Consider the following 13,105-nt stretch of genomic DNA (forward strand, 5'->3'; position numbering starts at 1 on the left):
AGTCCTCGGCGGAGCAACCCCACGTGAGATACTCCAGCAAATATTCAATCGTGGCGCATTAACCGCTTGATCCCGCCGCCGACTGTTGACTTCTTCGTGTTCGCCTTTCTCGATCACCTCGCCGTCTGCATCTTTGACCGCGTCTTTCAGTCCGCGATTGACCCGGGGGTGGGATGAGGTGACCTGCTCACCGGGCTCCAGAAAACGATAGTCCGCGAACCTGCCTCCCCCGATCGCGCCCGTCCGCTTCGAGTCCCCGCCATAGATCTGGTTGAAGGTGCGGTCACCCCCGCCGTCGATCCTGGTGGTGAACCCGAAGTTGCGCGTGTTCTCCGGCGTGGTCGGATGCGGGTTAAAGGTCCAGGTGGTCACGCCGTTCGCGTCACGCTCGCTGTCGCTGGTCCTGCTGTTCAGGGAGACCGTGCAGTCGCCGGCGCGCAGCGCGGAAACCTTCTGGTCGGCGACGCTGATGGCCTCATCCCTGAGTGACGCTGCGGCGGCGGGGGCGACGAGCCCGGAAAGCGGCGAATCCGGCACGACGACCGCGCCGGCTATGGCGACGGTCAACGCCGACAGGACCGCCATCCCGGAACGGGCCCGGTAACGGAACTTCATATTGATTTTCCTCAGCTTTCTGCACGGATCCTGCCGGTAGACCCGGCGACACCGCTCCGTAGTCGGTGGTGAAGGTCTCTCACTTCCCCATCTCTAAGGATTTAATTCTACCGGCAGCATAAGCCCAGCTCAAGTGGGTGCCAAGGATTCATTGCAATCTTTCACAGCTCCCGCACAGTTCGTGACCGTTCCCCCCACCTGCCACCACGCTGGCCCGACAGCGCGCCGAATCCCCCGCCGACCGCTCAGCCCGCCGGGCCGCTCAACCCGCCGGCTCAAACCGTCAGGCGCCCCGACAGCGCGCGCGAGAGCGTCAGCTCGTCGACGAACTCGAGGTCGCCGCCCAGCGGCATGCCCGAGGCCAGCTTGGAGATCTTCAGCCCCGGGAAGTCTCGCAGCAGGCGCACCAGGTAGGAGGCCGTGGCCTCGCCCTCGGTGTTCGGGTCGGTGGCCAGGATGACCTCGGAGACCTCCGGGGTGGCCTCGTAGACGGGCGCCTCCGGGGTGGACTCCGCGGTCTCGCGGTCCGGCAGCACCCCGCCGATGCGCTGCAGCAGCTGCGAGATGTTCAGCTCGCGCGGGCCGACGTTGGCCAGCGGGTCGAGCGCCCCACCGAGCACGTGGTAGCGCCCCTCGAACTCGCCGGTGCGCTCGATGACCTGGATGTCTTTGGGCTCCTCGACCACGCAGATCACGGAGGCGTCGCGCGTGGAGTCCGCGCAGATGCGGCAGACGTCGTCGGCGGAGATGTTGCGGCAGATCCGGCAGAAGCTGACCCCGTCGCGGACCGCCGTGAGCGCCGTGGTCAGCCGGCTGATGTCCTCCGGCTCGACGCGCAGCAGGTGGAAGGCGATGCGCTGCGCGGACTTCGGGCCAACCCCGGGCAGCCGCGAGAGTTCGTCGATGAGGTCCTGCAACGGTCCTTCGAACACGGGCGATCCTTTCCTTCCTCCGGAACCACACAAGTGTAATGCGCCGCAACGACGCAACAGGAAGCCCCCGCCCACGGCGCGGCACGCGCGCGGACGGGGGCCGACGGGACGTCGGCAAGCTCCCTAGCCGAACAGGTTGGAGACGGCGTCGCCCTCCGGGCCGGAGCCCGGGGTCAGCGGGCCGAGCTTCTCCTGGGCCAGCTTGCCGATCTTGTCGTGGCCGTCGGCGAAGGCGCCCTGAATGAGGTCCTGCAGGGTCTCGACGTCCTCCGGGTCGACCACCTTCGGGTCGATCTTGACGCCGCGGACCTCGCCGCCGCCGGTGAGCGTGATCTCCACGAGGCCGTTGCCCGCGGAGCCGACGAGCTCGGTGGCGAGAATCTCCTGCTGGGCGGCCTGGAGCTGCTGCTGCATCTCCTGGGCCTGCTGCAGGATCGACTGCATGTCGGGCATCTCCTGGTTGGGCTGGTCCTGCGGGGTGGGCTGGTTCACGGTCGCACCTTCCTGGCTCGGGTTCATCGTGTCTTTGACGGGCACAGTCTACCGTTCCCCCGGCGCGCCCGCGCCACCCCTGCGGGGGTGTGCGGTCGCGCCAGGCGGTCACATCGGCTTGGCGCCGAGCTCCTTGCTGAGCAGCTCCATCGCCAGCGTCATCGCGTCGCGGCGGTCCAGGTTGCCCGGCTGCAGCGACGCCTCGCGCATCATGTCCTCTTCCTCGGCGCGCTGGTCGTAGGGCGCGGGCGGGGTGCCTGCAGGACCGCCGGGGCCGCCGTAGTCCATGGGGTCCGGCGGCGGGGGCACGTCGTCGTCCATCGGCTCGGGCGGCGGCGGCACGTCGCGCAGGCCCCCGCCGCCGCCGAAGCGCCGGCCCTGCGCGGGGCGTCCCCGGCCGTTGCCGGCGTGCGGCACGCGCAGCTTGCGCCCGCCGCGCAACGAGATCACGCGGGCCTCGGTGTCGTCGCCTCCGCTTGCCGACGTCCCGGCGCCCGCCGTCGGCGTCCCGTTCGGCGTCGGCGCGGGGGCGGGCACGCTGCGCGTGCCCGGGGTGGCGTCGGCGCGCGGTGCCGTCGGGGCTGCCGTGTTCTGCGGGGTCGGGCCGTTTTGTGGCGCGTTCGCGGGCGGGGTCGGCTGAGCGGTCGGGCCGGGCTGGCCGGGCTGACCTTGCCGGCCGGCCTGGTCGGCGGGCTGAGCGGACGCGTTCGGGCCCCGGGCCCCCGCCGCCGCGGCGCCCGCGACGTGACCGCCGGGCGTCTCGTCGCTACCGCCGAGCGCGGCGGGCTCGCCCCACACCGGGGCGGCCGGCTGGGTCTGCTGCGGCTGGCGCTGCGTCTGCTGCGGCCGGTTCTGCGCAGGCTGCTGCGGCGCCTGGGGCTGATTCTGCGCAGGCTGTTCTGCCCGGGACGCAGGCTGCTCCTGAGAATGCTCAGGCTCTACCGCCAGCTGCTGCTCTGCTGCAGGCTCCGGGGTCCGCCCGGGCGTGGACCCCGCGGACTCCGCAGACGCTGCGGGTTCCTCAGACTCTGCGGGCTCGGCCGGTTCCGACTGCTCCGCCTGCTCGGGGTGCTGTTCCTGCTCGGCCTGCTGCACCCGGGCAGACTGCTCCTGCGCGGGCTGCTGTTCCTGTCGTTCAGCGGCCGGGTTTACCCCGGGTTCGCCGCCCTCCGCGGAGTCATCCTCGTGGGTGCTGTCCGAGGACGGCGCCTGGTGCTCGCGCGCGGTCGTCTGCGGCTGCCACGCCGGCTGCGGGGTCGCCGGCGCGCTGAACCCGGCGGCGACCGGGTCGGTGCCCACCTGGCACTGGACGGCCAGCGGGCGGCCGAACTCCTCGGTGAAGGCCGCGGCGATGTCCTTGTTGTTGCTCTCGGCGTTCACGCGCGAGGCCAGCGCCCCGGTGTTGTGGCCGAGGTAGACCGTGCCCTCGCGCACGCCGAGGACGGTGGCCTCGGTGAGCATGATCTGGGCGATGTGGTTGCGCTTGCCCACGTCGTGGCGGACCTGGCCCCACCGGCGGCGGACCGCCTCAGTGAGCTCCTCGTCCGAGGCGTCCTCGCCCGGCAGCTCGTCGTCGTTCTGCACGGCGGGCTTCGCCGCGGCCGGGGCGGCGGGCTCGGCCTGCGCCTCCGGCGCGGACGGTGCCGCCGGTGCGGCGTCCTGCGGCTCCGGGGCCTCCGGAGTCTCGGGCGCGGAGTCGGCGGCAGTCTCAGCCTGCGACTGCGGTGCAGGCTCAGCTGCGCCCTGCGGCTGCGGCGACTGCGCCGCCTGCTCAGCGGCGGGCCGGGCCTGCGGGGCGGGCTCGGGAGCCGCGGCGGATTCCTGGGATTCAGCAGGCCGGACCTGGGACTCGGCAGCGGGCGCGGCCTCGGGGGCCGGTGCCTGCTGGCCCTGCTCCTGCGCAGGAGCCTGTGGCTGAGCCTGAGACTGAGCCTGCTGCTCCTGCGGCTGCGCAGGCTGCTGCGACGGCACCCGGCGCTGCGGAACCTCCGGGCGCTCGGGACGCTCGGAGCGGTCCTGCGAGCGCGCGGCCTGGGCACGCGCGATGGCCTCGCGGGCCGCCTGGGAACCGCGGCTGCCGCGCACCGGCGCCTGGCTCGTGGACCCGCCCGTGGCCTCGTGCGGGGCGTAGCCCGGGTTGTGCCCGCCGGGCTGACCGGCGCCGGCGGTGGCACCCCCGCTAGCTGGACCGGCGGCGGCACCGGCGCCCGCACCGCCACCGGCCGCGGCGACGCCGTGACCGGTGCCCGCGGCCTGCGCGGTGATCATCAGGTGCGCCAGCAGGATCTCCAGCAGCAGGCGCGGCGAGGTCGCGCCCTTCATCTCCGGCATCCGCTCGTTGATCTGGTCGGCGAGCTCCGCGATCCCGGTCGGGCTGAACATGCCCGCCTGGGCGCTGAGCACCTCCGCGCGCCCCGCGGGCGCCTCCACCAGGCCCATGTCGAAGGCCTCCGGCACCGTCTGGATGACCATCAGGTCGCGCATCCGGTCCAGCAGGTCGACCACGAAGCGCCGCGGCTCGATGCCGCTCTCGATGACGTCGTCGACCGTGGAGAACAACCGTGCGCCGTCGCCGGCGGCCAGGGCCTCCACGGTGGCGTCGAGGAGCGTGAAGTCGGTCAGGCCCAGCAACGGCTGCACCTTCTCGTAGGTGACGTGGCCGTCGCCCGAGCCACCGATGAGCTGGTCCATGATCGACAGCGAGTCACGGGGGCTGCCGCCGCCGGCCTGGATGACCAGCGGGTAGACCGCGTCCTCGACCGTCACCCCCTCGGCGGCGGTGACCTGCTGCAGCAGCCCGCGCATCGCCTGCGGGGTCAGCAGCCGGAACGGGTAGTTGTGGGTGCGCGAGCGGATGGTGCCGATGACCTTCTCCGGCTCCGTCGTCGCGAAGATGAAGATCAGGTGCTCCGGCGGCTCCTCGACCACCTTGAGCAGCGCGTTGGCGCCCGCCCCGGAGATCATGTGGCACTCGTCGATGATGTAGACGCGGTAGCGCGACTCCGCCGGGGCGAACATCGCCCGCTCGCGCAGTTCACGCATGTCCTCGACACTGCCCTGGCTGGCCGCGTCCAGTTCCGTGACGTCCAGGTTGCCCGGCCCGCCCGGCGCCAGCGCGCGGCAGGACTCACACTCCCCGCACGGTGTCGAGGTCGGCCCGTTGACGCAGTTCAGCGAGCGCGCCAGGATGCGCGCCGAGGACGTCTTTCCGCAGCCGCGCGGGCCGGAGAACAGGTACGCGTGGTTGATCCGGCCGCTGTCGAGCGCGGCGCTCAGCGGCTTGGTGACCTGGTCCTGGCCCACAACCTCTGCGAAGGTGGCGGGGCGGTACTTGCGGTAGAGCGACACGCGCCCAGCCTACCCAGCGGCCGGACCGCCGGCCGGGCGGGCCCAGTCCCCCGGATCCGCCCCGGTCAGGGCCAGCGCCTCGAGCAGGCGCTCCGGCCCGGCGGCCCGCGCCAGCTCCGCCTCGGCGTCGGTGACCATCACGACCTGCAGCACCGCGGTCAGCCGACCGCGCGAAGCGTCGGTGCCCTCCCCGTGGACGGTGCCGGGGGCCTCGTTGACCTGCGGGACCTGCCCGCCCCACACCGTCGGCGGGGCCAGCAGGCCGTGGCGCACGGTCGTCTCCCCTGCGAGCCCGGCACGGGCGGCCAGCCCGTCGAGGACGGTGCCCGGCTGCGCGGGCAGGCCGCCCTCGGCCAGCACCGCGGCGGCGGTGCCGACGACGCGCACGGCTGCCAGCGCGGCGTCGGAAATCGAGGCGGAACCCGCCACGGCCATTAGCTCGCAGCGCACGTCGACGCCCTGCTCGTCGGCGGCCGCAAGTCCCGTCTCGACGCGCGCGAAGTCGGTCGTGCACGCCACGGCGTGGCCCTCGGCCTCCTGGAGGCCGACGCGGAAGTCGCCGCCGCGGGCGACCGTCAGCGGCGCCGGCAGGATGCCGTTGAGCCAGTCCAGGGTCTCGCGCGCGTCCATGCGCCTGCCTCTCCGCGCCGCGGGGCGCCGCCGGTTATCGGGGTTACTTGTCCAGCTTCTCCAGGGCCGCCAGCAGCACGCAGGTGGCCACGCCGTTCATGGCCTCCTCGAGCTCGTCGACCGGCGGCAGCGAGGGCGCCAGGCGGATGTTGCGGTCGTTCGGGTCCTGGTGCAGCGGGAAGGAGGAGCCCGCACCCGTCAGGGCGATGCCGGCGTTGCGGGCCAGTTCGACCACGCGGGCGGCGGTGCCGTCCATGACGTCCAGGGAGATGAAGTAGCCGCCGGTCGGCTTCGTCCAGGAGGCGACCTCGTACTCGCCGAGGCGGTCCTGCAGGATGTCGAGCACGGCCTTGAACTTCGGGGCCAGCGAGCCGGCGTGCTTGAGCATGACCGTGCGCACGCCCTCGGCGTCGCCGAAGTAACGAGCGTGGGCCAGCTGGTTGACCTTGTTCGGGCCGATGCCGCGCACCGAGGCGTGCGAGGCGTACCAGGACAGGTTCTCCGGCGAGGAGGCGAAGAAGGCCACGCCCGCGCCGGCGTGCGTGATCTTCGAGGTCGAGGCCATGAACCAGAAGCGGTTCGGGTTGCCGGCTTCCTCGGCGAAGCGGATGACGTTGTGGTTCTCGGGGAACTTATCGGTCAGGGTGTGCACGGCGTAGGCGTTGTCCCACACGATGCGGAAGTCCGGGGCGCCGGTCTCCATCTCGGCGAGCTGGCGGGCGACGTCCTCGGAGACCGTCACACCCGACGGGTTGGCGAAGACGGGCACCAGCCACATGCCCTTGACCTCGGGGGCACGGGCCAGCTCGCGCACGGCGTCCATGTCCGGGCCGTCCTCGTTGAGCGGGACCGGGATCAACTCGATGCCGAAGTGCTCGGTGATGGTGAAGTGGCGGTCGTAGCCCGGCACCGGGCAGATCCACTTGACGTGCTCCTCGGCCGACCAGGGGCGCTCGGAGTCGTTGTTGCCGAAGATCCACGACCAGCTGACCAGGTCGAACATGATGTTCAGGCTCGAGGAGTCCTCGGCGTAGATCAGCTCGACGGGCAGGTCCAGCAGCTCCGCCCAGATGGCGCGGATGTCCGGGATGCCCTTGAGGTTGCCGTAGTTGCGCACGTCCGAGCCGTCGGCGGCGGTGTACTCGCCGCGCCCCGGCAGGGCCAGCAGCTCGTCGGCGAAGTCCAGCTGCTCGGCCGACGGCTTGCCGCGGGTCAGATTCAGGTTGAGGTTCTTCGCCTTCAGGTCGTCGTACTCGGCGCGGACCTTCTCGGCGAGCTCCGTGAGCTTCTCGTCCGTCATGTCGGTGAGCGACATAGTCCCTCAGATTCCTTCCCCGCGCCGCGTGCGCACGCGGTTGTCGTGTCGGATCATTGTCGTGTCGGATCAGTTGTGTGGTTCTGCGTGTCGCGCGCCACCCGGAGGCCGCGCGCGTCGCGCCCACACATCGTACAGCGGCTACGACGGGGTGCACCCGTGCGCGTGTGCGGGGCCGGCTCCTGTGACCGGGTGCGGCTGCGCTCTGCGGGCGGGTGGGCCGTCCCTCGGCGGCAAAGTGGGCCGCCCCCCGGCGGCCCGTAAAAATAAGGGGACCCCGCGCACCCGGTAGAGCCCGTTGACCCTTGCTGCATTCCTGCCCTGGGGGAGTTCACGAGATACACGCCGCGCGAGATCCGGACCCCCACTCTAGCCGAGATCCGGAGAGAGGCCAAGACGCGGTGCGCGCCTGCTGATTTGGCCGCGGCGGCAGACGCCGTGTACGATTTCTTCAGCACGACGGGGCACGCCCCGCCTGTGACGCTGGAGGATTCGACTAGCGGCCTATGTCACACGCTTGGAATGCGTGCGGGAGTGACCCTCCCACGTGGGTTCAAATCCCACATCCTCCGCAGTTGGAAGGACCGCCGCCCGGGAGACCGGGTGGCGGTCCTTTTCTGTGCGCTGGTCTTCCGTGGGCGACCGGCGCCCCCGCTGCCGCGCTTCCACCCCGCGCCGTCGCCCCTCCCCCCACCGCCGGCACCCCTCCCCTACTGCAACGACCGTTGCATGTGCCAGGCGCTGAAACTCGGCATTTGAGCGTCCAGCACATGCAACCTTTGGCCCTGGGGCCGGTGGGCGGGGTGCTCGCGGGCTGAGCGCCGGTGTGCGGGGTGCCGGTGTGCGGGGTGCCGGGCGGCGTCAGTAGCCGAATTGCTTCTTGCGCAGGCGCTCGGCGTCCAGGCGCTGGAGGACGCGCACGATCGCGCCGACGGCGAAGGCGGCGAAGACGGTGCCCTCGCGCACGCCGACGATGTGTCCGTTGAGGATGAGCGAGAGCACGACCGCGAGGATGACCAGCGACCAGTCGAAGCACTGCTTGACGGTGCCGAAGTTCCAGCCGGTCACGATCGCGGAGATCACGCCCTCACCGGGGACGTAGAGGAGCCCGGGCAGGACCTCGATGAACACGCCGACGGCGACCACGAGGGAGCCGATGAGGGCGAGCACCCACTTCTGCCAGTAAGCCTCCGGGGCGAGGAAGTCCGTCATCCGCAGGGAGAGGATGCAGAGCAGGCCGAAGACGACGGCCACGCCGACCTGCAGGTAGCCCATGAAGGTGAAGCCCCGGCGCAGCAGGACGATCTGGATGACGACGAGCAGCGCGTTGAAGATGATGGTCCACTGCCCCACCGTCAGATTCCAGGCGGCCAGCGCCGCCGGCGGGGTGGAGATCGGGGTCGTGCCCAGGTCAGCGTGGATCGTCAGGGCGATGACCAGGGACATCACGGCCACGCCGAGCAGGAACAGCAGCCAGCGGACGAGCAGCGGGAAGCGGTCCTCCAGCCGCGGGGTGAAATTCTTCACATCTTCATTTTTCATATGAACGTGGACCGTACTCCGAAGTTCACGTTATGACGCAAGTGTGTGCGTACCCCGTGCATGCCCCCGCGCGCGGTCCACTCCCGGCCGGTGCCCGACGCCGGGCGTGGGGCTCAGGCCCCGGCGTCGGGGCTCCAGGTCCAGGGCTCGCGGGGAAGCTGGTTGAGGTCGAAGACCTCGGCCAGGCCCGCCAGCGAGTCCACGCCCGGATAGCCCAGCGAAGCGCAGATCAGCCCGACGATCTCCGGGACCGTGCGCCCGGCGGCACGCATCTCACGCAGCGTGACCGCTCCGTCGCGCTTGGCCAGGCGCCTGCCGTCCGGGCCCAGCACCAGCGGCACGTGCACGTACTCCACCTCCGGCAGGCCGAGCAGGTGCGCGAGGTACGCCTGCCTGGGAGCGGAGGCCAGCAGGTCGTCGCCGCGGACGACCTGGTCCACGCCCTGCCAGGCGTCGTCGACGACGACGGCCAGGTTGTACGCCCAGTCCGGCTGCTGGCCGCCGCGGCGCAGCACCATGTCGTCGACCTCGCCGGTGTAGTCGCCGGCCAGCGCGTCGTGCACGCGCCAGGTGTCCGTGTCCGCGCGCAGCCGCAGCGCGGGCGTGCGCCCCTCGGCGGCGAGTTCGGCGCGACGGGTGACGCGCGCGGCGTCGGAAAGTGACCGGCACGTGCCCGGGTAGTGGCCGGGCACGACGTGCGGGGCACGGGAGGCCTCGCGGATCTCGCGGCGCGAGCAGTAGCACTCGTAGACGCGGCCGGCGGTGCGCAGCCCCTCGAGGGCGGACTCGTAGGCGCCGAAGCGTTCGTGCTGGTAGGCGACCTCGCCGTCCCAGTCGAGGCCGAGAGCGGCGAGGTCCTCGAGCTGGCGCTCGGCGGACTCGAGAGAGGAGCGCTGCGTGTCGACGTCCTCGACGCGCATGAGGAAGCGGCGGCCCGTGGTGCGCGCGGCGGCCCAGGCGATCGCGGCGGTGCGCAGGTTGCCCAGGTGGAGGTCTCCGCTCGGCGAGGGGGCGTAGCGGCCGGCGGGTGCGGGGGCGTCGGCGGAGGTGCTCGGTTCAGCCATGGTTGCCAGCCTAGGGCGCTCGCGTGGGAAGATGCGGGACATGTCCAACACAGAATCCTCGCACGGGTCTGGGCGGCCCGTCGCCTCCGGAACCGCGGCCTCCGCGGGCGCCGGCGCGGCGGGCGCCCCCGACACCGTCCGCTTCATACCCGTCCAACGCAGCTACTACCCCGTCATCGTCGCGGCCTTCGTGGCGATCTTCCTGATCTCTAACATCCTGGCGACCAAGGGCGTCGAGATCGGCCCGCTGGTCACCGACGGCGCGTTCTTCCTCTTCCCCGCCGCCTACGTGCTCGGCGACGTGCTCAGCGAGGTCTACGGCTTCCGCGCCGCCCGGCGCGCGATCCTCACCGGCTTCGCCGTCGCCGCGCTGGCGGTCGTGTGCTTCTACGTGGCCATCTGGCTGCCTGCGGCGAGCTTCTACGAGAACCAGGACGATTTCTCGCTGGTGCTCGGGCTGGTGCCGCAGATCGTGCTGGCATCGCTGGCCGGGTACCTGGTCGGGCAGCTGCTGAACTCGTGGGTTCTGGTGCGCATGAAGCGCCGGCTGGGCCCCTCGAACATGTGGGCCCGGCTGATCGGGTCGACGGTGGTCGGCGAGTTCACCGACACGCTGCTGTTCTGCCTGATCGCCGCGCCGGTGATCGGGATCGCGACCGCGGGTGACGCTCTGAATTACGTGGTGGTCGGGTTCCTGTGGAAGACCCTGATCGAGGTCGTGGTGCTGCCGGTGACCTACGCGGTGATCCGGCACGTCAAGCGGCGCGAGGTCGAGTGGAACGGGGGCGGGGGCGCGGTCGGCGCCGTCTGAGCGGTTCGGTGGCGCGGTTGTCTCACGGCGAGTCCCCGCTGGCGCGGGAAACGGCCGGCACGGGTGACACCCGCACCGCCACGTCAGCTCATCCCCGCTGGTGCGGGGAGGACGTGGCGAAGGCCTACGTCGCCCGTGTCCACAAGGGCTCATCCCCGCTGGCGCGGGGAGGACGGCAACTGTCGCGCCACCAGCAGGCCAACCGTGGGCTCATCCCCGCTGGCGCGGGGAGGACGCGGTGTGCGGCGCGATCCACACCGGCCTCCTCGGCTCATCCCCGCTGGCGCGGGGAGGACGCTGGGCAAGCTATTCGGCGGAAAAGAATATGTGGGCTCATCCCCGCTGGCGCGGGGAGGACCGTCGAACACGGCAGATCAGATCAAGCTCATGGGGCTCATCCCCGCTGGCGCGGGGAGGACCCGCGGGCCATGCCTCCGATCGCGTCCCACAAGGGCTCATCCCCGCTGGCGCGGGGAGGACGTCGCAGGTCTCCTCGTCGCCTTCGCCGCGAGCGGCTCATCCCCGCTGGCGCGGGGAGGACCTCGGCTGGTGTCCCAGTTGCGGATGCGGCCGGGGCTCATCCCCGCTGGCGCGGGGAGGACGAGCATGGTCATATCTTTCTAGGCGGTCCCAGGGGCTCATCCCCGCTGGCGCGGGGAGGACACAGTGACGAAACCTCGGATGTCTACCCAGGCGGGCTCATCCCCGCTGGCGCGGGGAGGACGGTAGGCGCACACTAACTAAGCCCACCCCTACCGGCTCATCCCCGCTGGCGCGGGGAGGACAGCGACGTGCGGGCAGTGCGGTCAGTGCGAGGGGGCTCATCCCCGCTGGCGCGGGGAGGACTTTCGGTGGTCTCTCTCGCTTACAAAACCTACCGGCTCATCCCCGCTGGCGCGGGGAGGACACGGCTTGACGGCCGCGGGTGGTGAGCTGTCGGGGCTCATCCCCGCTGGCGCGGGGAGGACGCCAATCTCGATGTTCGGGTCGCGGGACAGGGTCGGCTCATCCCCGCTGGCGCGGGGAGGACTTGCGGAAGGAGCTGGTGTCGGTGCGTGCGGAGGGCTCATCCCCGCTGGCGCGGGGAGGACCCACCGGCGTGGAACTGCCACACAAACCCGAACGGCTCATCCCCGCTGGCGCGGGGAGGACGACCGCCTGCCCCTACCACCTCCGCAAGGGGCACGGCTCATCCCCGCTGGCGCGGGGAGGACCTCGCACACTCCTCGGTGGAAGCCTCCTTCGTGGGCTCATCCCCGCTGGCGCGGGGAGGACTGGTTCAGTGACGACAAAGGTGGTCATGCGGCGGGCTCATCCCCGCTGGCGCGGGGAGGACAGTCTGTCCCGCCGATAGGAAGGAGACCCCATGGGCTCATCCCCGCTGGCGCGGGGAGGACGCGTGCGGATCATTCGCCCAGCCCATGACGGTGGGCTCATCCCCGCTGGCGCGGGGAGGACCCAGCTTCGCGTTCTCGAGGTCCTCGATGATCGGGCTCATCCCCGCTGGCGCGGGGAGGACGACATCTGGGTGACACGCGAGGCTAGCGCGCACGGCTCATCCCCGCTGGCGCGGGGAGGACTCGGCGCAGAGTAGGGGGTTGCAGGATGACGTGGGCTCATCCCCGCTGGCGCGGGGAGGACGACCGACCTGCAGAAGGCGCAGGACGCGCTCGAGGCTCATCCCCGCTGGCGCGGGGAGGACCGACTGATGGCCTGGTCTCCGCAGGAGCTGCCCGGCTCATCCCCGCTGGCGCGGGGAGGACAGGAAATGCAGAAAATGATTTCTTCGGGCGCGGGGCTCATCCCCGCTGGCGCGGGGAGGACGCCCGCGACGGGGTCATTAAGGCCACCTCCGGGGGCTCATCCCCGCTGGCGCGGGGAGGACGTGCGGCCACCGCGGCCGGGCGTGAAGTGCTTGGGCTCATCCCCGCTGGCGCGGGGAGGACCCCATCCAGGCCGGCGACGCCACCGCAGCCGAGGGCTCATCCCCGCTGGCGCGGGGAGGACTGATACATCGTGCTCATGCTGACTCCCAGCAGGGGCTCATCCCCGCTGGCGCGGGGAGGACGCGGCTCCAGTGGTGGCGGTGAAAGTCCAACGCGGCTCATCCCCGCTGGCGCGGGGAGGACTAGGGTAGCGCAGTGGCCTGCGGCGATGGTGTTGGGCTCATCCCCGCTGGCGCGGGGAGGACACGCGGGGCCGGGGCGGGGTGGTGTGGGTGGCTCATCCCCGCTGGCGCGGGGAGGACTTCGCCTCCTAGTTGCTTGTCTCGAACATGAGGGGCTCATCCCCGCTGGCGCGGGGAGGACCATATCGGCCAATTCGGCCAAATACTTCACAACGGCTCATCCCCGCT

9 protein-coding genes, 1 tRNA gene, 1 other RNA gene and 1 CRISPR repeat array are annotated in these 13,105 nt (G+C 71.4%); of the genes, 2 read left to right on the top strand and 9 right to left on the bottom strand.

Going from position 1 to position 13,105, the window contains the following annotated elements; genetic code table 11:
• From QP119_RS11180 to ffs, 7 genes are all read right to left on the bottom strand, one after another.
• Positions 1 to 615: adhesin domain containing protein (locus tag QP119_RS11180; RefSeq protein WP_284776213.1), on the bottom strand; the 615-nt coding region annotated here is incomplete at its 3' end.
• A gap of 275 nt (positions 616 to 890) precedes the next feature.
• Positions 891 to 1,547, bottom strand: a complete 657-nt coding sequence (gene recR, locus QP119_RS11185) for a recombination mediator RecR (RefSeq protein ID WP_284776215.1) — start codon at positions 1,545 to 1,547, stop codon at positions 891 to 893.
• Between the two features lie 123 nt (positions 1,548 to 1,670).
• Positions 1,671 to 2,000 carry a YbaB/EbfC family nucleoid-associated protein gene (locus QP119_RS11190; protein WP_284776228.1) on the bottom strand — a complete coding sequence of 110 codons (330 nt, stop codon included), beginning with the start codon at positions 1,998 to 2,000 and terminating at the stop codon, positions 1,671 to 1,673.
• Between the two features lie 147 nt (positions 2,001 to 2,147).
• On the bottom strand, positions 2,148 to 5,387 hold the full coding sequence (locus QP119_RS11195; RefSeq protein ID WP_284776218.1) for a DNA polymerase III subunit gamma and tau: 3,240 nt from the start codon (positions 5,385 to 5,387) through the stop codon (positions 2,148 to 2,150).
• A gap of 9 nt (positions 5,388 to 5,396) precedes the next feature.
• Positions 5,397 to 6,017 carry a suppressor of fused domain protein gene (locus QP119_RS11200; protein ID WP_284776220.1) on the bottom strand — a complete coding sequence of 207 codons (621 nt, stop codon included), beginning with the start codon at positions 6,015 to 6,017 and terminating at the stop codon, positions 5,397 to 5,399.
• A gap of 43 nt (positions 6,018 to 6,060) precedes the next feature.
• The gene (locus QP119_RS11205; RefSeq protein ID WP_284776221.1) at positions 6,061 to 7,332 is read right to left on the bottom strand and encodes an aminotransferase class I/II-fold pyridoxal phosphate-dependent enzyme; all 1,272 of its coding nucleotides are present in this window, start codon (positions 7,330 to 7,332) and stop codon (positions 6,061 to 6,063) included.
• 266 nt (positions 7,333 to 7,598) lie between these two features.
• An RNA gene (gene ffs / locus QP119_RS11210) (signal recognition particle sRNA small type) lies at positions 7,599 to 7,693 on the bottom strand.
• A gap of 124 nt (positions 7,694 to 7,817) precedes the next feature.
• Between ffs and QP119_RS11215 the strand changes: the two genes are divergently transcribed.
• A tRNA-Ser gene (locus tag QP119_RS11215) sits at positions 7,818 to 7,904 on the top strand.
• 289 nt (positions 7,905 to 8,193) lie between these two features.
• On the opposite strand, the gene QP119_RS11220 is transcribed toward QP119_RS11215, so the two are convergent.
• Positions 8,194 to 8,859, bottom strand: a complete 666-nt coding sequence (locus tag QP119_RS11220) for a YczE/YyaS/YitT family protein (RefSeq protein ID WP_284776223.1) — start codon at positions 8,857 to 8,859, stop codon at positions 8,194 to 8,196.
• Between the two features lie 128 nt (positions 8,860 to 8,987).
• Positions 8,988 to 9,938, bottom strand: coding sequence for a tRNA glutamyl-Q(34) synthetase GluQRS (gene gluQRS / locus QP119_RS11225; RefSeq protein ID WP_284776225.1), 951 nt, complete (start codon positions 9,936 to 9,938; stop codon positions 8,988 to 8,990).
• Positions 9,939 to 9,978: 40 nt separating this feature from the next.
• Here gluQRS and QP119_RS11230 point away from each other — a divergent pair, with 40 nt between their 5' ends.
• Positions 9,979 to 10,749, top strand: a complete 771-nt coding sequence (locus tag QP119_RS11230) for a queuosine precursor transporter (protein WP_284776227.1) — start codon at positions 9,979 to 9,981, stop codon at positions 10,747 to 10,749.
• Between the two features lie 85 nt (positions 10,750 to 10,834).
• A CRISPR array of direct repeats spans positions 10,835 to 13,058; the repeat unit is 28 nt; unit sequence GGCTCATCCCCGCTGGCGCGGGGAGGAC.
• Positions 13,059 to 13,105: the final 47 nt, after the last annotated feature.

It is taken from the genome of Corynebacterium frankenforstense (assembly GCF_030211955.1).
Classification (GTDB): Bacteria; Actinomycetota; Actinomycetes; order Mycobacteriales; family Mycobacteriaceae; genus Corynebacterium; species Corynebacterium frankenforstense_A.